Raw genomic sequence first — 20036 nt, 5'->3', positions numbered from 1 at the left:
GTCTGAACGGGGCTGATCCATATCAGGTGCATCGCGCAAGTCAACAAATGCCCCGGCTTCTGGCCTTTTATCGGGCAAGAAAACATGGTTTTGCCTGTTTCGTGTGCGCTGCACTGTCTTGCGTGGCGGACGGGCATAAGAATGCGATCGTCCACAGAATTGGCGGGTTACAGGCGGTGCGGCTTTATTGACGCGTGGCAATCGCGAGGCTTAGTGTTCGCCATCAAAGCACCGGGGTTTGTCGGCCGATTCGGGCCGCCGGAGATAAAAAGCGAAGGCAGGGGCGAAGGAATGCCGACGGGAAATTCGGTCGATGCTGCGCTCGGGGCGCTTCGTCAGGCAATCGCCGGGCTGGAGAGTGCTGTAGATGGTCGCATCGAGGCGCAGCGTGAAAACAGTGAAGTCGAGGGCGAGGTGCGTCGCGTGCATGCCGATCGTTCGCGACTGGCGCAGGAACTTGATCAGTCGGAGTTTCGGGCGAACCGTCTGGAGGAAGTCAATCGCGAGGTGTCGCGGCGGCTTGTGACGGCAATGGAAACCATCCGTGCCGTGCTCGACAACTGAGCAGTCGTTACTTTTTGAAGTTTTGAGCTTTTGCTTTTGTGCGCTTTGCGCAGTGCGTTGAGAGAGTTGGACGGCCAATGGCCCAGGTGACAGTCACGATCGATGGTAAAGCCTATCGCATGGCTTGCGAAGAAGGCCAGGAAGGCCATCTGACCGAGCTTGCGGACCAGTTCGATCGCTATGTCAGCCATTTGAAAAGCCAGTTCGGCGAGATCGGCGACCTGCGCATCACTGTGATGGCCGGAATCATGGTGATGGACGAGCTTGCTGAAATCAAACGGCGGATGTCTGCCATGGAAGGCGATCTCGCCAGCCTGCGCGAAGGCCGCGACAGTGCGGTCAGCGGAGCGAGCCATCGTGAAGAGCAGGTTGTCTCCGCGCTCGGGGAGCTAACCGAGCGGCTGAACGGCATCACCCGCAAGCTGAATGGCCGGCCGGCCGTTGCGGCACGCCAGGACAGCTGAAAGCCACCCTTCATCGAAAAACGCGACTGAATTCCGTTTCGCCTCTGGCGCAGAGCGGTCATTGCGCCTATATCTCTGTTGCGGTCTGCGCCTCTCGACAGGACACACAATCCCTGGGGCCATACTCGATCCAAAGGGAGCTGTCCCTGGCCGGGCCCGTGGGCTCGGACATATGGCGCCCACCTACGTTTGTAGGCACCCAGGATCGTAAACATCCAACGGTTGCCGCGGATCGCACTTTTCCCTTCAAGGACCTGCGGATGACGTGCCTGGGTTTGCCAGCGCGGTAACCAGGCTGAGTTGCGGTTGTTCCGAGCCGAGCCCCAGCGATTTTTCCTTCTCGATGTAAAGCCGCTGCTGGTCGGTGACATAGTCGCGCACGATCGGCGCCGCATCGCGCTTGCGCGACAGTTGCAGGTGGAAGACCATCTGGCTGCCGGTGCGGAATGTCATCTCGGCGCTGATCAGGTAAAACTCCCACATCCGGGCAAACCGCTCGTCATACATGGCGATGACCTTGTCGCGGTTGGCCTCGAAACGTTGACCCCAATGGGCAAGCGTCGTTGCGTAGTGCACGCGCAGCACCTCGATATCGGTGACCCACAGGCTGTTTCGCTCGGTGACCGATACGACTTCCGACAGGGCGGGCGAATAGCCACCGGGAAAGATGTATTTGCGGATCCACGGGCCGGTCATGCCGGGCGGGCTCATGTGGCCGATCGAGTGGATGACGGCGACACCGTCATCGGGCATCAGCGCATTCAGCTTCTTGAAGAACTCGTCATAGTGCTGGACGCCTACATGTTCGAACATGCCGACCGAGACGATGCGATCGAAACGCTCGGTGACATCGCGGTAGTCCTTCAGCTCGAAACGAACGCGGCTCGACAGGCCGGCATCGAGTGCGCGCTGCGTTGCCAGTGCATGCTGTTCCTTCGACAGGGTGACGCCGACGACCTCGACATCTTCAAGGCGGGCCAGATAAAGCGCCAGGTCGCCCCAGCCGCAGCCGATATCGAGAACCTTCATGCCGGGCTTGAGATTCAGTTTGGCGGCCAGCAGCCGCAGCTTGTTGCGCTGGGCCTGCTCCAGCGTCTCGTCCGGCTCGCGGAAATAGGCGCAGGAATAGAGCATGTTGTCATCGAGGAAGAGTTTGTAGAACTCGTTTCCGAGATCATAGTGGTGCGCGACGTTCTGTTGCGCCTCGCCCCGGCGGTTGGATTGCAGCCGCTTGCGGAACGGCATCTTGATCGCGCGCAGGACCTTCTGGATCGGATATTTGCCAAGCGACAGGCGATTGATCGAGAAGATCGTGAGAAAGTCGCGCAATGTCGAGCCTTCCTCGAAGCGCATGGTGCCGTCCATATAGGCCTCACCGGCAACCAGTTCGGCCTTGAAGACGAGGCTGCGATAGAGCGCCGGGTCGGTCAGCCGCATGGTGACCTGCGGACCGGGTTCGCCACCGCCGAAGACGTGGCGTTTTCCTTCTGCATCGATAACGGTGAGTTGGCCCTTGCGGATAAAAGACTTCAGCATATGCGACAGCAGAAACATGCGCACCTCATATCGGCGTTGCCGGTTGTGTGTTCATGGTAGCGCAATTGCGCGCGGTTGCACCCAAAATTACGGGGGGCAGGTTAAATCAAATGAAAACGCCAGCGCAACGAAAGTTGCGCTGGCGTCGATTGTCAGAACCGTTGGTCGACGTTTGGCCCCGGCTCAGAATTCTTCCCAGTTGTCGCTACCGCTGCTGGAGGCTGGCGTGCTCGATCCACCGAAGGCCTTGGCGAGATTGCCGACCATCTTGCGGGCTGGCGATGCCACCGGGCGGGCTGTCGTTTCGACCGGGCGCGGTGTCGCCATCCGGGCAATCGGTGCCGAGGGGCGGTTGGCGGGCGTATAGACTGGCGCGACCGGGCGCGGCGAGGCGGCAAATCCGCGGCCTTCCGCCATGCGGAACTGGCCAATGAGACCTGCCAAGGTCTGGGCACTGTCGGCAAGGCGATGGGTCACGGCCGTGGTCTCCTCGACCATGGCTGCGTTCTTCTGGGTGAACTGGTCCATCTGGTTGACCGAGCTGTTGATCTCGCCGAGTGCCGTGGACTGTTCGCGGGCCGCCAGAGCGATGGCACCGATATGGCTGTTGATATGGGTGACCTGCTGGGAGATCTCGCCCAGTGCCTTGCCGGTCTCGCGCACCAGCGACACACCCCCGGCAACCGCTACGCCCGACTTGGTGATCAGTGCCTTGATGTCCTTGGCCGCATTGGCAGAGCGCTGGGCCAGCTCACGGACTTCCTGAGCGACGACGGCGAAGCCCTTGCCGGCTTCACCGGCACGTGCGGCTTCAACACCGGCATTCAGTGCGAGCAGATTGGTCTGGAAGGCGATCTCGTCGATGACGTTGATGATCTTGGAGATCTCGCTCGACGCCTGCTCGATATGGCCCATGGCATCGACGGCATCGGACACGATCTTGCTGGAGGATTCGGTGCTTGCCTGCGCACGGCGGGCGATTTCGGCGGCTTCGTCTGCCTTGGCGGAGGAGCCGCGAACCGTGGTGGTGATTTCCTCGAGCGCTGCAGAGGTCTCCTCAAGCGAGGCTGCCTGCTGCTCAGTGCGCTTGGACAGGTCGTCGGTGGCCGAGCGCATTTCGGCAGAGCTTGCCTCGATACCGGAGGTCTCGTCACGCAGCTGGCCGAGTGTCGAAGACAGCTTCTCGATCGAGTGGTTGAAGTCGAGGCGAACCTTGTCGAGATCGCCCGGGAACGCTTGGTTGATCCGTACTGTCAGATCGCCGTCGCTGAGCTTGTTCAGACAGCCAGCCAGGACATCGACAGCCTGCTGGACGGCGCGGGTGTCTTCGGCCTTGGCGACTTCGCGTTCAACGCGCTGGCGCTCGCCGTCCGCCGCCGCTTCCGCAGCCTGACGCTCGATCTCGATCTTCTGGATTGCGCTTTCACGGAACACGTCCAGGGACTGGGCCAGTGCGCCGATCTCGTTGCGAAGGTCCTTGTGGGGAACATCCGTGTCGAGTTGTCCGCCGGCCAGCTTGTTGGCCACTGCTGTCAGGCGCGGCAGGGCGCCAACGATCTGGCGGACGAAGAGCGCGATCAGGGCCGCGGCAACGATCAGGACGATCAGAGCCGTGGTGCCGATCGCATAGGCCATTTCGGTCGCCATGCTGTTGATGTCGGCTGAACGAACGCCGGCATAGAGAATGCCGATGACATCGCCGGTCGGGGAGAAGATCGGCTGATAAATCGTGTAGTAAGGGACTTCAAGAATAACGGCTTCGCCGCGATAGACCTGGCCCTTGGTCAGGAAGGGATAGACAGCGCCGGTCTGGCCAAGTGCCGTGCCGACAGCGCGCGTGCCGTCCGGCTTGATGATATTGGTGGTGCGGCGCCAGAAGTCCTTGCTTTCGCCATCCCAGGCAAAGATCGTCGCCGTCTGACCGGTCATGCGGCCGATCGAGTCGATCATGCCGTGATCGGTGAATTCCTTGGGAATGCCTTCGGTGACGATGCGTTCGACATTGCCATCCTTGCCCCAGGTGATCTTGGTGCCGGGCAGGTCACGTTCGACGATCGTCGCGGCCGTGCGCAAGCTGGTGTTCTGGCTGGTAATCGCCTGCTGCTGGATGCGACCTGCAATCCCGTTGGAAATGACCCAGGAGACGACGCCGAGTGCCGCGACCAGGATCATGACTGTCGTCAAGGTGATTGTTTTTGTAATGCCGAAGCGCGAGAAGATCGTCATATGAACCTGGTCCCTTTAGTAACTCCCGGGGGCATTCTAATCGGATCTCGTTAAGCGTTGGTTTGCTTGGGAAATTTTATGCGGTTTTGACGGATTATAATTTAGAACTTTCGATACCCCAAATATGGTGAGGCGGATGGACGCTGGTGAAGATGGACATGGACGTGCACATGGGCAGGCAAGAATGAGCAATCGTGATCTGAAGGCAGTGCTGCGGAGCGAGCGGCTGGGCGAACGTGACCGGATCCCCGCCGAACTCCGGCTCGAATACAGTCTGGCGATGGCCGATCATGCCGGCGACGATATCGCATTTGAACCCGGCACGATCGTTTCCGGATTTTTTCCGATCCGCTCCGAGATCGATATCCGGCCGCTGATGGCGCGGCTGAAGGATCGGGGTGCGCGGCTCTGCGTGCCGGTGGTGCTGGATCGCCAGACGATCGCCTTTCGCGAACTGGTCGCCGGGGCCGAACTGGTCGATACCGGGTTCGGCACACGCGGTCCCGGGCCCGATGCTGCCGTGCTCGATCCCGAAATCCTGCTCGTGCCGCTGTCGGCATTCGACCGTCAAGGCCACCGGATCGGCTACGGCGCCGGGCATTACGACCGCGCAATTGCACGATTACATCAAAAAGGCCTCGATCCACGGCTGATCGGCATTGCATTCGACTGTCAGGAGGTGGCAGAAGTGCCGGCTGAAGCGCATGACGTCCGGCTTGAAGCCATTCTGACCGAAAGCGGCCTCAAAACCTTTTCGGCGCCATAGGACGATACGATGCGACTGCTTTTTCTGGGTGACATGGTTGGCAAGACGGGACGCACTGCAGTCTGGCAGCGCCTGCCCGGTCTGATCTCCGACCTGAAACTCGATTTTGTCATCGTCAACGGCGAGAATGCCGCAGGCGGTTTCGGCATTACCGAAGACATCTATCTGGAGACGATCAATGCCGGGGCCGATGTGGTCACCACGGGCAACCATGTCTGGGACCAGAAGGAGGCGGTGAGCTTCTGCACGCGGCACGACCAGTTCCTGCGGCCGGCCAATTATCCGGCGGGAACGCCTGGCAAGGGCTCCGGGCTGTTTTACGCCCGCAATGGCGCGCGGGTGTTGGTTGCCAACATCATGGGCCGGGTGTTCATGCATCCGGAACTCGACGATCCCTTCAAGTCGGCCGAAACGATCCTTGCGGCGTGCCCGCTGAAGGAACAGGCCGATGTGGTGGTCTTCGACTTCCATGCGGAGGCGACCAGCGAGAAGCAGTGCTTCGGCCATTTCGTCGACGGACGGGCAAGCTTTGTCGTCGGCACCCATACGCATGTGCCGACCGCCGACCACCAGATCCTCAACGGCGGCACGGCCTATATGTCGGATGCCGGCATGTGCGGCGACTACGACTCGTCGCTCGGCATGGAGAAGGAAGAGCCGCTCAACCGCTTCATCTCGAAAATGCCGAAAGGTCGTTTCGAGGCGGCCAGCGGCCCGGCGACGATCTGTGGTGTCGGTGTCGAGATTTCCGACAGCACGGGTCTTGCAGAAAAGATCGCGCCGCTTCGCATCGGGCCTCGCCTCGCAGAGACCATTCCGGATTTCTGGGCCTGAAAAGGCGACCCGCCGCAGAACGGCGGGTCTGATCGACTAGCGCCCCGCGCTTTTGCGTTCCAGGCGCACCAGCTTGTCGAGAACCTGGCCTGATGCGACCTCGACGCACTCGAGTTGCCGCAAGGCACCCGCGACGTCGCCCGAATTGTAGCAGCGCACAGCATCGATCCCATGCTGATGGACGCGACAATGGGGATCCTCAAGGCCGTTGAAGTCGCTGTCGTGAGCGAAGCCCTGGGACTTGGCCGTGTTGTACCATTTTCCAAGCCGGCAACTGTTGTGATCGGCCAGTTCATTGACGTTGAGTTTGCCACGTCCAACGATCATGTTGGCCAGTCGCTTCTTCCAGATGACATGGTCCGACTGGGCCAGCAGCACAACCTTGCCGGGGATGTCTTCCTCGGCGAGTACCTTCAGGCGGCTGTCTATACCTGTCTGGGCGCGCTCCATCGCATCGACAATATGGTTGAGCTGGCGCGTTGCCTGTGTGGCACTCAGGGCCACGGTCGCGATGCCGGTGGCGACACTCGACGATGCTTCCTTCTGCTGGCGAAGGGCAATGGCGATCTGGCCGGCGCTGTCGGCAGAATTCTCGACGTCGCGAAGTGCGCCGCTCAGCGCTTCGTTCAAGGCGGCCAGCGAACGCGTGCCCTCGCTTGCGGAACTGGTGCTCTCGCGCATCGCCTGGATCATGTTGGCTAGGCCAGTATCGAGCTGATAGACGATGTTGGAAATCTCGGTTGTCGCCAGCGCTGTGCGGTCGGACAGCGACTTGACCTCGGAGGCAACCACGGCAAAGCCGCGACCGGCCTCGCCAGCACGCGCGGCTTCGACCGCTGCGTTGATGGCGAGCATGTTGGTCTGGGATGCGATCTTCTTGATGTTGGTGGCGATCGTCGCGATGCTTGCCCCAAGAGACTGGATAGCCGAGACACGCTCGCTCGCCTTGCCGATCGCGCTGGTAATATCCTGCATGGTCTGGCTGCTTCCGCCCACGGCATTGCGGACGGTTGTGCAGGCGCTGCCGGCATTGCGTGCACTCTGCGAAATCTCCTCGCCATGGCGTGCCATTTCCTCGACCGTCGCTGCCATCTCTTCGGCGGCGGCAGCGATGTCCTGGGTACGGTTGTCCACCTGGCGCAAGTCATACAGGAGGTTCGCCGACATGACCGCGGTTTCGTTGAGGTTGACGGAAACCGAGACCACGTCTCTCAATTGATGTAGCGAACGGTCGCGACAGCGGACGATCAGATCGGCAATCGCCGTTGAGAGAGGGTCGCTGCGATCGGGCAGCAAACTGAAATCGTCGGCAAGCGCGGCATTCAGGCAGTCGAGCAGTTCATGTCCATTGTCTTCCAAGGCTTGCGGTATCATCAGCGCCGTCACCGGTAGTCTCCCCATTCTCCTGATTTCGGCAGAGCAAATACCCCTGCCGATACATGGCAACTATTAGGGATGCCAGGTTTAGCATTCGTTAATCATAACGTTGTCGCGGGTACTTTTCAGGCCAGTCTGACGGGGTTCAGTGTTTGTGTCACCGAGCACGTCGATAACGCCATTGTGACGGCGGCTGCGCCGCGGGAAGCTTTACGTGCCAGCGTCGCTGGACCATTCTCGGCTGCAGTAAAGACGGCACGGGAGCGGCATGATGCTGAGACTGGTCTTATCGGCTTTGGCTTTCGCGATGATGGCCACGATGATGGCGTCGGGGGCTGTTGCCCAGGACACGCGACCGCAAGTCAGTCAATGCCAGCTGATCGCCGGAAAACTGCCGGAAGCGACTTTCGCCAGCTTCACACCTCCGGCGGGAAAGTCCGATACAGGCAGTTCCGGACAGCAGCGCGTGCAATTTCAGGAAGATGTGACGATCACCTATCTCGGCCACTCGACGTTCCAGGTCGACACTCCGGGGGGAATTTCCATCGCCACGGATTTCAACGGCTGGCTGCGCAGTCCGCGGCTTCCCGATGTGGTGACGATGAACAAGGCGCATTCGAGCCACTACACCCGCTCGCCGGACCCAGGTATTGCCAATGTCCTGCACGGCTGGAACGATACGGCACCTGGCGAGAAGGCCGAGCACAGGCTGGTGGTCGGCGACGCCTATATCCGCAATGTGCCGACCGACATCCGCAGCTATGACGGGGGATTCGAGCCGAACGGCAATTCTATCTTCATCTTTGAGGTTGCCGGGCTGTGCATCGGTCATCTCGGGCATCTGCATCACGAGTTGACCGATGCGCATTATGCGGAGATCGGCCGGCTGGATATCGTCATGGTGCCGGTCGATGGCGGACTGACCATGGGGGCTGACAGCATGAGCCGGACGATCAAGCGACTGAGGTCCGCCCTGGTCCTGCCGATGCATCGGCGCGGACCGCCGATCGAAACCTTCCTGTCAATGTTCGGAGCCGATTTCGACGCGGAAATTTCCCAGAACCGCGGCGTGACAGTGTCGATGCGGACACTGCCGAAGAAGCCGCTGATCCTGGTGCTGCAAGGCGTCTGAGATCAGGCGTCTGAGATCAGGCGAAGCGGATCTGGCGGTGCACGCCGACATCCGGGGTTTTTTCCGGATTGAGATTGGCCTTGGCAATTTCCCAGCCGAATTTGAGCGTGCTGCCGGTTGATGCCCAAATCTCGCCGTCGTCCAGCGAAAGCGCGATCATCGTCAATGTCGGATCCGTCTTGCCGCCTTCATACCAGGCTGCAACGACGGAGTTCCAGAATTCGTCAATCCTTGCCGGGTCCTTCGTCTCGGTAAGGCGACCGGACAGGCATGCGTGATAGTCGTGTTTCTTGCCGACCACACAGAAGTGACCGCGGCTGCCCGGACGCAGCGCCGTGACAAGTTCGGAATCGGTTTTGGTGAAGAACCAGATGGTGTGGGTCTTGCGATCGACAAAGGGTGCCATCGGCTGCATGTGCATTTCGGAACCGACAAGGCCGAGCATGCCGGCGTGGACGTCCTCAATCTCTTCCCAGAGCTGTTCGGCCGGGGTCTCGCGTGCATCGCTGAAGCTTGCCATATCGTTTTTCCTCTTGATGGGTTCGATACAGGCAACGGATGGGCGGCGGACTTGTTCCGGCTCTGGCTGAACGGATATTAGACTTCATTTTCCTTGAACCGGGCCGGTTTCGCCCTTATAAGGCGGCCATTCCCAACATTAGACCTGATCAGGGGTGCCATGGCTGGCCATTCACAGTTTAAAAACATCATGCACCGCAAGGGCAAACAGGACGGCATTCGTTCGAAGATGTTCTCCAAGCTCGCGCGCGAAATCACGGTTGCGGCCAAGGTCGGCCTTCCCGACCCGACGATGAACGCCGCCCTTCGCCTGGCCGTGCAGAACGCCAAGGCGCAGTCGATGCCGAAGGACAATATCGACCGCGCCATCAAGAAGGCATCGGGCGCCGATGCCGAGACCTATGATGCGATCCGTTACGAAGGTTATGGCCCGGGCGGCACGGCGATCATCGTCGAAGCGCTGACCGACAACCGCAACCGGACCGCCTCCAGCGTGCGCTCGACCTTTACCAAGGCCGGCGGCGCACTGGGCGAAACCGGCTCGGTCTCCTTCTCCTTCGATCATGTCGGCGAACTCACCTACAAGGCGTCTGTCGGTGATGCCGACAAGGTCATGGAAGCGGCCATCGAGGCTGGCGCGGAAGACGTCGTGTCCGATGAAGACGGCCACACCATCTACTGCGCCTTCGAGGACATGAACGAAGTTTCAAAGGCCCTTGAACCGGTTCTCGGCGAAGCCGAAACCGTCAAGGCGATCTGGAGGCCGCAGAACACGGTCCCCGTCGACGAAGACAAGGCCCGGTCGTTGATGAAGCTGATCGATACACTGGAAGACGATGACGACGTGCAGAACGTCTATTCGAATTTCGAGGTGTCGGACGAAGTCATGGCCAAGCTTTCGGCCTGAGCGTCATACGCCATCAAATGAAAAAAGCCCGGTTGCAGATCGCAGCCGGGCTTTTTTGATCCTAAACGGCTGTTCAAGCCGCTATGGCCCGTTCTGTCAGGCCGCTGCACTCTTGACGCTGGCGATCACGTCAACCAAGCCGTTGACGATGCGCTCGACCTGCTCACGGTCGTCACCTTCGGCCATGACGCGGATCAGCGGTTCGGTGCCGGAGGGGCGGATGACGAGACGGCCGGACCGGGCCAATTCGCCCTCCGCATCGGCAATCGCCTGCTTGACGGTCTTGTCTTCCAACGGCTTGCCGCCGGAGAAGCGGACATTGCGCAACAACTGTGGCACCGGCTCGAAGCGATGGCAGATCTCGCTGACGGTCTTGCCGGTGCGCTTGACGCAGGACAGGATCTGCAGGGCGGCTACCAGGCCGTCGCCGGTGGTGCCGAAGTCGGACATGACGAGATGGCCGGATTGCTCGCCGCCGACATTGAAGCCGTGCTGGCGCATGTGCTCGACGACATAGCGGTCGCCGACCTTGGTGCGGGCCAGCGTCAGGCCCTTGTCGCCGAGGAAACGTTCCAGGCCGAGATTGGACATGACGGTGGCGACAATGCCGCCGCCGGTCAGCGTCTGGTCCTCGGCCCAGGATTCGGCGATCACCGCCATCAGCTGGTCGCCGTCGATCACCGTGCCGTTTTCATCGACAATGATGACCCGGTCGGCATCGCCGTCGAGCGCAATGCCGATATCGGCGCGCACTTCATGGACCTTCTTCTGCAGGGCTTCCGGATGGGTCGAGCCGCAGTCGAGATTGATATTGGTGCCGGTCGGTTCGTTGCCGATGGTGATGACTTCCGCACCGAGTTCCCAGAGCGCTGAAGGGGCAACCTTGTAGGCGGCGCCATTGGCGCAATCGATTGCAACGCGCAGACCCTGAAGGGTGACGTCGCGCGGCATGGTGCGCTTGGCAAATTCGATATAGCGGTCATGTACGCCATCTATACGCTTGGCGCGGCCTATTTCGCCGGCGGGGGCGAGCTGGCTGTAGAGGTCTTTTTCCAGCAGCTCCTCGATCTGTGCCTCGATCTCGTCCGACAGCTTGTAGCCGTCAGGGCCAAAAAGCTTGATGCCGTTATCGGCAAACGGATTGTGCGAGGCCGAGATCATCACGCCGAGGTCGCAGCGCAGCGAACGGGTCAGCATGGCGACGGCCGGCGTGGGGATCGGGCCGAGAACGAAGGCGTCGAGACCGGCGGCGGTGAAGCCTGCGACCATGGCGTTTTCCAGCATGTAACCGGAGAGACGCGTATCCTTGCCGATCACGACGCGGTGACGATGGCCGCCGCGGCGGAAAATGGTGCCGGCTGCAATGCCGACGCGCATGGCGAGGTCGGGTGTCATCGGGAAGCGGTTCGACTGTCCGCGAATACCGTCCGTGCCGAAATAACGACGTGTCATATGTCTATCCCTAGATCCAGGTTGGCTGCTCGCCATTCAGCAGTCGTGACGCAATGGGGAGATCGTCATGACTGCGAGTGGCCTGCTCATGCCATAATTCGTGTCGAAGAACACATAAATTAGCGCGAAAATTGATTACATCCCGTTACCAGACGGCAGAAAGGCCACCTCGGCAAGGTGGCCTTTTCAACATTCTCAACGGGTTGAGGCTCAGTGTGGCTGGGGTTCCAGGCCACTTTCCGGCTCGCCGCCCTTGGGCAGGTCCTTCTTGCCGGTCGAGGGAACGGCAGAGCCGCGGGCCGGGCCATCCTCGCCGCTGTCGCGAGTCGGCTTGTGTCCCTTGATCAGCGACTTGATTTCCTCGCCGGACAAGGTCTCGTATTCGAGCAGGCCTTCAGCGATCGCGACGAACTCGTCGTGCTTTTCCGTCAGGATCGTGCGGGCCTGGGTATAGGCCTCGTCGATCAGGCGGCGCACTTCGGTGTCGATCTTCTGGGCAGTCGATTCCGAAACGTTCTTCGATTGCGAAACCGAGTGGCCGAGGAAGACTTCCTGCTGGTTCTCGCCATAAGCAACCTGGCCGAGCACGTCGGAGAAGCCCCACTGGGTGACCATGGCACGGGCAAGCTTGGTGGCCTGCTCGATGTCGGAGGACGCGCCGGAGGTGATGTTCTCCTTGCCGAAGGTCAGTTCTTCGGCCACGCGGCCGCCCATCATGATGCAGAGGCGCGACACCATCCACTTGTAGCTCATCGAATAGCGGTCGCCTTCCGGGAGCTGCATGACCATGCCGAGCGCGCGGCCACGCGGGATGATCGTCGCCTTGTGCAGGGGATCGGCAACCGCGACATGGAGCGCCGTGATGGCGTGGCCGGCTTCATGATAGGCCGTCAGCTTCTTTTCGGCTTCGGTCATGGCGGAGGAGCGACGCTCGGCGCCCATCATGATCTTGTCCTTGGCGTCTTCGAACTCGGCCATGGTGACAACACGCTTGTTGCGGCGTGCGGCCATCAGGGCGGCCTCGTTGACGAGGTTCATCAGATCTGCACCGGAGAAACCGGGCGTGCCGCGGGCGAGAATCTTCAGGTCGACATTCGGGGCCAGCGGAACGTTGCGGGCATGAACCTTGAGGATGCGTTCGCGGCCGACGATATCCGGATTGGGCACGACGACCTGGCGGTCGAAACGGCCCGGACGCAGAAGGGCGGGGTCGAGAACGTCAGGGCGGTTGGTCGCCGCGATCAGGATGACGCCCTCATTCGCCTCGAAGCCGTCCATCTCGACCAGCAACTGGTTCAACGTCTGTTCGCGTTCGTCATTACCGCCACCGAGACCGGCGCCACGATGACGACCGACGGCGTCGATTTCGTCGATGAAGATGATGCAGGGTGCGTTCTTCTTGGCCTGCTCGAACATGTCGCGGACGCGGCTAGCACCGACACCGACGAACATTTCCACGAAGTCGGAACCCGAGATCGTGAAGAAGGGTACATTGGCTTCACCGGCAACCGAGCGGGCGAGCAGCGTCTTGCCCGTGCCGGGAGGGCCGACGAGCAGAACGCCGCGCGGGATCTTGCCGCCGAGACGCTGGAACTTCTGCGGGTCGCGCAGGAATTCGACGATTTCCTCGAGATCCTGCTTGGCTTCGTCTACGCCTGCAACGTCGTCAAACGTCACGCGGCCATGCGCTTCGGTCAGAAGCTTGGCCTTGGACTTGCCAAATCCCATGGCGCCACCGCGGCCACCGCCCTGCATCTGGCGCATGAAGAACAGCCAGACGCCGAGGATCAGCAGCATGGGGAGAAGTGTGCCGATATAGCTGAGGAAGCCCGACGAACCATCCGTTTCCGGACGGGCGACGATCATGACATTCTTCGACTGCAGCTTTTCGAGCAGGTTGTCGTCGATGACCGGTGCATAGGTCTGGAAAGCGGTGCCGTTCTCGGCATAGGTGCCAAGCACGCGATTGCCGGTGACTGTCACGTCACGCACGCGGCCAGAATCCACTTCGCTGAGGAACTGCGAATAGGGTATCTCGCGCGAGCTGGATTGAGACGGCGACGTCTGGAACATGCTGAACAGTGCGATCAGCAAGAGGGCGATGATCGCCCACAGCGCGAAATTCCGAAAATTTGGGTTCATTGAACTCCCCGAACATGTCTTGCGGGAAGGAACCCCGCGATCTTAACCGCTAACATAGGATTGCGCCGGGCCGTTGCCAAGGCAAAGTGGCACCTGTGCATCGTTTTCCGTCAATAACTCTTAAATGGGGCAGGACAAGGTTGGGCCGCGGCCGAGGATCGCGGCGATGCGATCAGCAAGCGCGACATCGAAAGCGGGCAGGAAGCGATCGAAGAGCGGCAGATAGGGACACGATTCGATATCGGTGTCGGGCAAGACCACATGTCCGTCTTCCGTGCGGATTTCCGGGGAAATCCGGGTCATGGCGGCCCTTGCCAGGCCGGGGAGGTCCGGCAAAATGGAGGATACGGCGGCCGGCTCGACGCGCAAGACGCGCGCTGTGTGGTTGCGGAACTCGAAACGTCCGTCCCAGACAATGGTCGCACCTGGGGGGAGGGGGAGCGGCAAAAGACCGCGCTTCTCGCGCAGCATGTAAACGCCGTCCCGGCGCCTGACGACGAGACAACCGGACAGGGTCAGTGATCCACTGTCCCTTTCGGTGGCGGCAAGCCTCATCAGTTTGTCTGTCGCCTGGGCCGCCGGACGATGCGGTTTTCCACCGAGCACTGCGGCAAGCGTTGCCATGCCATGGCGCAGGATTTCCGGCTGGGCGATTAAAGCGGGGGGATCCAGTTTGATGACGCAGCCGCTGATCAACGTTGCATGATGCTCAAGCCAGTCCGCTGTTGCCTGCGACAGGGCCCGGCGGCGCAGGCCAGCCTCGGGATCTACGTTAATGGCGGCGTTGTCCTGGCGCATGCGCACCCGCTCATAGGTCCGGTCAGCATTGCTCGGATCGTCGATCCAGGTCTGTCCGATCCGGCGAAGGCTGTCGCGGATCGCTTCGCGGGTAATGTCGAGGAACGGCCGAAGGATCCAGATACGGCGATCAAACAGTGTGGCTGGCGCCATGCCGGCAAGGCCGAGGTTTTCGTCATTCGCCCGCGACGCCCGCATCGCCACCGTTTCGATCTGGTCATCTCGCGTGTGGCCGGTGACGATAGCGTCCGCGTCGCATTGCCGGGCGATCTCGGCGAGCAATCCGTAGCGTGCCTCGCGGGCGGCGGCGGGAATGCCGGTCTTGGGCTTGTCGGCGACCCAGCGGCGGGTGTGGTGAACAATGTCGAGTTTTGCGCAGAGTGCGGATACCCAGGCGGCTTCGCTTGTCGATGCCGGGCGCAACGCATGATCGACGGTCGCAGCCGCTAGCGTGTGGGGGAAGCCATGGGTTGCGATCGCGCGCTTGAGGGCGATCAGCAAGCCGGTCGAATCGCTGCCGCCGGAAACGGCGATCAGCAGGCGGGAAGGCTTTGAAAGAGATCGGAGAAAACGCCGGGCGGCATCGTCGGGAGATGTGGCGGTCAGCACGGTGGTCGTCCGGGCTGGGCAGACATCAGCAGCTCAGGCGCTTCTGCTCGCTTGCGACTTTCGAGACGACGGCGCGGGACGCCTTCGGGTAGCGCTTGGGCACTTCGCGCAGGGTTGCGCAGGCCGTTTCGGTGTTGTCGAGGGCTGCAAGCGACATGCCGAGCTTGAGCAGCATTTCAGGCGCTTTGGGCGAGCTGCTGTAGGACTGGTGGGCATTCAGGAATGTCTTGGCGGCCTCATTGAAGTTGCCCTGCGAATAGAGCGCCTCACCCAGCCAGAAATTGGCGTCGGCAATCTTCTTGCTGCTCGGGTAGCTGGAAATGAAGTCGCGGAACTCGTTTTCAGCCATGCCATAGTCACCGGAGAGTACATGGGCATAGGCAACCTGATAGATGTCGTTCTCGGAACCCGATGCCGCAGTCTCGCTGACGGCCGGGGCCTGCTGGCTGGCTGGCGCCGTTGAGGTATCGACGCCCGGAAGGGATGCCGAGTTATCGACCGCATTCTGATTGACAGTCGCATCGACGGGTAGGCCGTTAGCGTCGAGATCGATCGAGCCGAGCTGCTGTTCCTGCTGGCCAAGGCCGGAGGTGTCGGCGTTGGCGCCGACATCCGGGGTCTGGGTGATGATTTCGGCAACGGAATCGCTTCCATTGCCGCTATCGACGGGGCGCTCAAGCGAACCGCTTTTCTTGGTGCCGCCGTTTTCGAGATCCTGGAAGCGGAATTCGTTGTCTTCCTGGGCCTTGCGGATGGTTTCCTGCATCTGCAGAAGCTGGAAGCTCATCTCCTCGATGCGGCCATTGAGCGAACGGATCTCTTCCTCAAGCTGCTGGACGCGCACGGACGGATCGCTGGACTGCGCAAGATGAACGCGTGCCTTGGGTTCTTCAGTCCTGATCGCCTTGGGCTGGCCGAGCGTAAAGCCCGGCAGTTGGAAGGCGCTTGCGCTTCCATGGGTCCCGATCAGCGTGGCCGTCGCAAGCAATGCGGCCATCACAAGTTTGTTCATGTTCCTTATCCTGTTTTCGCGATGGGTTGCGCCGAACAGGCGCGCACAGGAGATTTTTCCAATTGCCTGTAAAAAGCAACCAAGTTCGGCCAAAGTAAGGAGAAAAGTAAAGGCGGCCGAGGCCGCCTTTACAATATCGTTGGAGCACTCAGGCTCGATTACATGCCGGCGCCGCCGAGAACGGTGACTGCGCGACGGTTCTGCGACCAGCAGGAGATGTCGTCGCAAACGGCGACCGGACGTTCCTTGCCGTAGGAGATGGTCTTCATGCGCTGAGCCGGGATGCCGCGCGATGCGAGATAGTCGCGGGTCGAGGCGGCACGGCGGGCGCCGAGCGCCAGGTTGTATTCGCGGGTGCCGCGTTCGTCGGCATGGCCTTCGATCGTGATGGCATATTGCGGATACTTGGCCAGCCACTGAGCCTGACGGTCCAGCGTCTGCTGGGCATCGGCGCGGACGGAGGTCGAGTCGGTGTCGAAGAAGATGCGGTCGCCGACGTTGACGGTGAAGTCCTGGGTCGAGCCCGGGGTCGAGGCACCGGCGCCGTTTGCACCGAGGCCGAGATCGCCGGCGCTGTTGGGCAGGTTCTTCTTGTTGGCGCAGCCCGCCAGAGCCAGGGTCATCGCCAGAGCGACGATGGCCGGGTTGGTTGCGAGTTGCTGCAGGCGGCTCTTCGCCGGGGAATGAATGCGGCTCATCGCCGGTCTCCTTGAATTCTCTGTTAGGGTTGCCGGACGATAACCAATCTAGGTTAACCGGCTTCCAATAATCGTGGTTAACAAACCGTTTAATATGGCCCGTAAAGCACCGGATCGCGGCGCTTTACGGCAGGAAGGAGGCGCAAATGCGCCCTATTCGAGCAGCGGCGACCAGGCCGGGTCGGAGCCGAATGCCGGGGTCTTGACCTGCTGTTCGTTATAGCCCGACAGATCGATCGAATAGAGAGCCGGGCCGCCGGCGCCGGAATTCTGACGGAAGAACATCAGGACGCGGCCGTTCGGGGCCCAGGTCGGGCCTTCGTTGTGGAAGCCGGTGGTGAGGATGCGCTCGCCCGAGCCGTCGGTCTTCATCACGCCGATCGAGAACTTGCCGCCCGATTGCTTGGTGAAGGCGATCAGGTCGCCGCGCGGCGACCATACCGGGGTGGAGTAGGAGCCATCACCGAACGAGATGCGCTGCTGGCCGGAGCCATCGGCGTTCATCACGTAGAGCTGCTGGCGGCCACCACGGTCGCTTTCAAAGGCGATACGGGCGCCATCGGGCGAATAGGACGGCGATGTATCGATGGCGGCCGTCGAGGTCAGGCGGGTCGTGGTGCGCGAGCGCAGGTCCATCGTGTAGATGTTGGCATTGCCGTCCTGCTGCAGGCTCATGATGACGCGCTGGCCATCCGGCGAGAAGCGCGGCGAAAACGTCATGCCGGGGAAGTTGCCGACCACTTCGCGCTGGCCTGTCTCCAACTGGAGCAGATAGACGCGCGGCTGATCGCCCTCGAACGACATATAGGTTACTTCCTGACGGCTCGGCGAGAAGCGCGGGGTCAGGACGATATCCTTGGAGCCGGTCAGCATGCGAACGTTCTCGCCGTCCTGGTCCATGATCGCCAACTGGCGCTTGCGGTCGGTCTTCGGGCCGCTTTCGGAAACGAAGACGACACGGGTGTCGAAATAGCCCTTTTCACCTGTGATGCGCTCATAGATCGCGTCGGCGATGATATGGGCAACACGGCGCCAGTTTTCCGGCTGGGTGAAGAACTGCTGGCCAGTCATCTGCTGGCCGGCAAAGGTGTCCCACAGGCGGAATTCAGCGCGCAGGCGGCCGTCTGGCTCCTTGCTGATCCGGCCTACGACGAGCGCCTCGGCATTGATGACCTTCCAGTCCTCGAAGCGCGGCGGCTGGTCGGGGTTGGAGATCTTCTCGATGAAGGCGGCACGGCCGACCGGGGCAAACAGACCGGAGCGCTTCAGGTCGGCTTCGACCACGGCGGCGATCTTGGCGCCGATACCATCGGTTGAGACGAAATCGGTGATCGCGATCGGCAGCGGCGAGACATTGCCGCGATTGATGTTGATTTCGACGGCGGCGTTCGCCGGGGCGGCGATGGCGCCTGCCATGCTGGCGACAACCATCAGAAGACGGAGGAGGTGGAATTTTTTCATTCTATCCAAGCCTTTCAGCTCTTACATCAGTTCGCTGGGGTCGAAATTGACGATGACTTCGGACCAGGCGTCAAATTTGTCCCTGGGCAGATTGGTGAAGGGGGCGGACTTGCGCACGGCGCGAACGGCGCCGCTCATCAGAACGCGTTGGGCTGTTTCGGAACCGCCGGTCGCGGTTGCTTCCGGATTGCCAACCAGGTTGCCGTCCTGGTCCAGCTCGAATCGCACCTGGATACGGACATCCTGGGCGTCGGCCATGCCAGGCGTGATCAGCCAGTTGTTCTGGATCGCGCCACGCAGCGCATCCATCTCGCTCTGGCTGAGCTTCGAGCCGCCGGTATTGGTCTTGCCGCCGAGCGCTGCCTTTTCGGTCGAGCGCTTGGCGCCACCACCGGCAGCATCGGTTTTGTTCAGCAGCGCTGCCACTTCGTCGGCATTGAAGTCGCTTTCCATCTGCGGCTTCGACTTCGCCGTCTCCTGGGCCTTAGTGTCCTTCTTGGCCTCGGTCTTCGGTGGTGGCTTCTTTTCTACAGGCTTTGCGGTTTCAACCTTGGGACGCGATGGCGGGACCGGTGCCTGATCCGGCAATGGGATCTCTTCGGCCTTGGCTTCTTCCGGCGGGGCTTCCTCGGCCGGCTTTTCTTCCGGCTGCGGTGGCGGGGCGGTTTCTTCCTTCACCACTTCCTTGACCTCGTTGGGCTTGGTGTCCTCAACGGGGGCGGGGGTCTCTACCTTTTCAGGCGCGGCGGCCACTTCCTGTTCGACAGGGCGCTGCGACGGGGTCGGCGGTGATTTCAGGTCGACCTTGTTGTCGCCGAGATTTTCCGCAGGTTCCGCGATCGGCGGCTTCTTGGTCGGCACGGGCGCTGATTTCTCGGCGAGCGGTGCCTTCTTGTCGCCCTGCTGGATCTGGGTGAATTCCTCGATCGGCACGATGTCGACCGGGAGCGACTCCATGTTCATCACCTCGAGTTTTTCGGGCGAGCCAAGGGTCACCAGCGCTGCGGCGAGCGCCAGTCCGTGCAGAAACGTGGATGTGAAGAGGCTGCCCTTCATGACGTCCGATCAGTTCTGCTGTTCCTGCAGGGTCACAAGACCGATATTGGTGAAGCCGGCCGTCGAGATCCGCGCCATGACCTGCATGACGGTGCCGTAGGCGGCCGTCGTGTCAGCACGCACAAAGATACGTTCCTTGTAGCCGGTCTTGGCAATCGCCTCGAGCTTCGGCACGACTTCCTCGATCGGGATCACCGATTCCTGCAGATAGATTTCGCCCTTGCCATTGACCGAAACGGTAATGGGCTGGGTGTCGGTGTTCATCGCCTGTGCCTGGGTCTGCGGCAGGTCGATCGGCACGCCGACGGTCATCATCGGGGCGGCAACCATGAAAATGATCAAGAGCACGAGCATGACGTCGACCATCGGCGTGACGTTGATCTCGCTGACCAGTGCGCGCTTGTTGCCGCGGCGTCCGCGACGGCCACCGCCGCCTCCTGATCCGACTGACATACCCATGATGCGTCTCCGTTCGTCGATTTC

General features: G+C 61.2%; 18 protein-coding genes and 1 other RNA gene. 7 read left to right on the top strand and 12 right to left on the bottom strand.

What is annotated here, in order from left to right; all coding sequences use genetic code 11:
• The first annotated feature begins 291 nt into the window (after positions 1-291).
• The 3 genes from GVK95_RS14710 to ssrS all read left to right on the top strand — a co-directional run bounded on the left by GVK95_RS14710 (position 292) and on the right by ssrS (position 1266).
• Positions 292-564, top strand: a complete 273-nt coding sequence (locus GVK95_RS14710) for a DUF4164 domain-containing protein (protein WP_007608697.1) — start codon at positions 292-294, stop codon at positions 562-564.
• A gap of 77 nt (positions 565-641) precedes the next feature.
• A complete protein-coding gene (locus GVK95_RS14705) occupies positions 642-1028 on the top strand; it encodes a cell division protein ZapA (protein WP_159950892.1) in 387 nt (128 codons plus the stop codon).
• A 79-nt stretch (positions 1029-1107) separates the two neighbouring features.
• A non-coding RNA gene (gene ssrS / locus GVK95_RS14700) (6S RNA) lies at positions 1108-1266 on the top strand.
• 8 nt (positions 1267-1274) lie between these two features.
• Here ssrS and GVK95_RS14695 read toward each other — a convergent pair.
• On the bottom strand, positions 1275-2582 hold the full coding sequence (locus GVK95_RS14695) for a cyclopropane-fatty-acyl-phospholipid synthase family protein (protein WP_159950890.1): 1308 nt from the start codon (positions 2580-2582) through the stop codon (positions 1275-1277).
• A gap of 165 nt (positions 2583-2747) precedes the next feature.
• Positions 2748-4790 (bottom strand): methyl-accepting chemotaxis protein, encoded by a 2043-nt coding sequence (locus tag GVK95_RS14690; protein ID WP_159950888.1) that lies wholly within the window; start codon positions 4788-4790, stop codon positions 2748-2750.
• A 184-nt stretch (positions 4791-4974) separates the two neighbouring features.
• Here GVK95_RS14690 and GVK95_RS14685 point away from each other — a divergent pair, with 184 nt between their 5' ends.
• Together GVK95_RS14685 and GVK95_RS14680 are read left to right on the top strand one after the other, a co-directional pair.
• The gene (locus GVK95_RS14685; protein ID WP_159950886.1) at positions 4975-5556 is read left to right on the top strand and encodes a 5-formyltetrahydrofolate cyclo-ligase; all 582 of its coding nucleotides are present in this window, start codon (positions 4975-4977) and stop codon (positions 5554-5556) included.
• Positions 5557-5565: 9 nt separating this feature from the next.
• Positions 5566-6390: a TIGR00282 family metallophosphoesterase gene (locus GVK95_RS14680; RefSeq protein ID WP_159950884.1), complete on the top strand. Its 825-nt coding sequence runs from the start codon at positions 5566-5568 to the stop codon at positions 6388-6390.
• A 36-nt stretch (positions 6391-6426) separates the two neighbouring features.
• Here the strand turns inward: GVK95_RS14680 and GVK95_RS14675 are convergent, their stop codons facing one another.
• On the bottom strand, positions 6427-7776 hold the full coding sequence (locus GVK95_RS14675) for a methyl-accepting chemotaxis protein (protein ID WP_159950882.1): 1350 nt from the start codon (positions 7774-7776) through the stop codon (positions 6427-6429).
• Positions 7777-8074: 298 nt separating this feature from the next.
• On the opposite strand from GVK95_RS14675, the gene GVK95_RS14670 reads away from it, so the two are divergent.
• Positions 8075-8899: an MBL fold metallo-hydrolase gene (locus tag GVK95_RS14670; RefSeq protein WP_244618779.1), complete on the top strand. Its 825-nt coding sequence runs from the start codon at positions 8075-8077 to the stop codon at positions 8897-8899.
• A 16-nt stretch (positions 8900-8915) separates the two neighbouring features.
• Here the strand turns inward: GVK95_RS14670 and GVK95_RS14665 are convergent, their stop codons facing one another.
• The gene (locus GVK95_RS14665; protein ID WP_159950878.1) at positions 8916-9419 is read right to left on the bottom strand and encodes a pyridoxamine 5'-phosphate oxidase family protein; all 504 of its coding nucleotides are present in this window, start codon (positions 9417-9419) and stop codon (positions 8916-8918) included.
• A 159-nt stretch (positions 9420-9578) separates the two neighbouring features.
• On the opposite strand from GVK95_RS14665, the gene GVK95_RS14660 reads away from it, so the two are divergent.
• Positions 9579-10325 carry a YebC/PmpR family DNA-binding transcriptional regulator gene (locus GVK95_RS14660; RefSeq protein ID WP_159950876.1) on the top strand — a complete coding sequence of 249 codons (747 nt, stop codon included), beginning with the start codon at positions 9579-9581 and terminating at the stop codon, positions 10323-10325.
• 96 nt (positions 10326-10421) lie between these two features.
• Here the strand turns inward: GVK95_RS14660 and glmM are convergent, their stop codons facing one another.
• The 8 genes from glmM to tolR all read right to left on the bottom strand — a co-directional run bounded on the left by glmM (position 10422) and on the right by tolR (position 20012).
• Positions 10422-11777 (bottom strand): phosphoglucosamine mutase, encoded by a 1356-nt coding sequence (gene glmM / locus GVK95_RS14655; RefSeq protein WP_159950874.1) that lies wholly within the window; start codon positions 11775-11777, stop codon positions 10422-10424.
• Between the two features lie 210 nt (positions 11778-11987).
• Positions 11988-13919, bottom strand: a complete 1932-nt coding sequence (ftsH, locus tag GVK95_RS14650) for an ATP-dependent zinc metalloprotease FtsH (protein ID WP_007608683.1) — start codon at positions 13917-13919, stop codon at positions 11988-11990.
• A 120-nt stretch (positions 13920-14039) separates the two neighbouring features.
• A complete protein-coding gene (tilS, locus tag GVK95_RS14645) occupies positions 14040-15326 on the bottom strand; it encodes a tRNA lysidine(34) synthetase TilS (protein ID WP_159950872.1) in 1287 nt (428 codons plus the stop codon).
• 25 nt (positions 15327-15351) lie between these two features.
• Positions 15352-16338, bottom strand: coding sequence for a tol-pal system protein YbgF (ybgF, locus tag GVK95_RS14640; RefSeq protein WP_159950860.1), 987 nt, complete (start codon positions 16336-16338; stop codon positions 15352-15354).
• A 158-nt stretch (positions 16339-16496) separates the two neighbouring features.
• Positions 16497-17036, bottom strand: coding sequence for a peptidoglycan-associated lipoprotein Pal (gene pal / locus GVK95_RS14635; protein ID WP_159950858.1), 540 nt, complete (start codon positions 17034-17036; stop codon positions 16497-16499).
• Positions 17037-17189: 153 nt separating this feature from the next.
• On the bottom strand, positions 17190-18497 hold the full coding sequence (gene tolB, locus GVK95_RS14630; protein WP_159950856.1) for a Tol-Pal system beta propeller repeat protein TolB: 1308 nt from the start codon (positions 18495-18497) through the stop codon (positions 17190-17192).
• Between the two features lie 21 nt (positions 18498-18518).
• Positions 18519-19553: a hypothetical protein gene (locus tag GVK95_RS14625; RefSeq protein ID WP_159950854.1), complete on the bottom strand. Its 1035-nt coding sequence runs from the start codon at positions 19551-19553 to the stop codon at positions 18519-18521.
• 9 nt (positions 19554-19562) lie between these two features.
• Entirely contained in the window at positions 19563-20012 is a 450-nt protein-coding gene (tolR, locus tag GVK95_RS14620; RefSeq protein ID WP_159950852.1) for a protein TolR, read from the bottom strand.
• Between the last annotated feature and the right edge of the window lie 24 nt (positions 20013-20036).

Source organism: Rhizobium sp. 18065, from assembly GCF_902706095.1.
Taxonomy (GTDB): domain Bacteria; phylum Pseudomonadota; class Alphaproteobacteria; order Rhizobiales; family Rhizobiaceae; genus Allorhizobium.
This window is presented reverse-complemented; position numbering and strand designations above follow the sequence as displayed.

Coding starts and splice junctions, on each gene's coding strand:
- GVK95_RS14710 (WP_007608697.1), top strand. CDS start 292: ATGCCGACGGGAAATTCGGTCGATGCTGCGCTCGGGGCGCTTCGTCAG.
- GVK95_RS14705 (WP_159950892.1), top strand. CDS start 642: ATGGCCCAGGTGACAGTCACGATCGATGGTAAAGCCTATCGCATGGCT.
- GVK95_RS14695 (WP_159950890.1), bottom strand. CDS start 2,582: ATGTTTCTGCTGTCGCATATGCTGAAGTCTTTTATCCGCAAGGGCCAA.
- GVK95_RS14690 (WP_159950888.1), bottom strand. CDS start 4,790: ATGACGATCTTCTCGCGCTTCGGCATTACAAAAACAATCACCTTGACG.
- GVK95_RS14685 (WP_159950886.1), top strand. CDS start 4,975: ATGAGCAATCGTGATCTGAAGGCAGTGCTGCGGAGCGAGCGGCTGGGC.
- GVK95_RS14680 (WP_159950884.1), top strand. CDS start 5,566: ATGCGACTGCTTTTTCTGGGTGACATGGTTGGCAAGACGGGACGCACT.
- GVK95_RS14670 (WP_244618779.1), top strand. CDS start 8,075: ATGATGGCCACGATGATGGCGTCGGGGGCTGTTGCCCAGGACACGCGA.
- GVK95_RS14665 (WP_159950878.1), bottom strand. CDS start 9,419: ATGGCAAGCTTCAGCGATGCACGCGAGACCCCGGCCGAACAGCTCTGG.
- GVK95_RS14660 (WP_159950876.1), top strand. CDS start 9,579: ATGGCTGGCCATTCACAGTTTAAAAACATCATGCACCGCAAGGGCAAA.
- glmM (WP_159950874.1), bottom strand. CDS start 11,777: ATGACACGTCGTTATTTCGGCACGGACGGTATTCGCGGACAGTCGAAC.
- ftsH (WP_007608683.1), bottom strand. CDS start 13,919: ATGAACCCAAATTTTCGGAATTTCGCGCTGTGGGCGATCATCGCCCTC.
- ybgF (WP_159950860.1), bottom strand. CDS start 16,338: ATGAACAAACTTGTGATGGCCGCATTGCTTGCGACGGCCACGCTGATC.
- pal (WP_159950858.1), bottom strand. CDS start 17,036: ATGAGCCGCATTCATTCCCCGGCGAAGAGCCGCCTGCAGCAACTCGCA.
- tolB (WP_159950856.1), bottom strand. CDS start 18,497: ATGAAAAAATTCCACCTCCTCCGTCTTCTGATGGTTGTCGCCAGCATG.
- GVK95_RS14625 (WP_159950854.1), bottom strand. CDS start 19,553: ATGAAGGGCAGCCTCTTCACATCCACGTTTCTGCACGGACTGGCGCTC.
- tolR (WP_159950852.1), bottom strand. CDS start 20,012: ATGGGTATGTCAGTCGGATCAGGAGGCGGCGGTGGCCGTCGCGGACGC.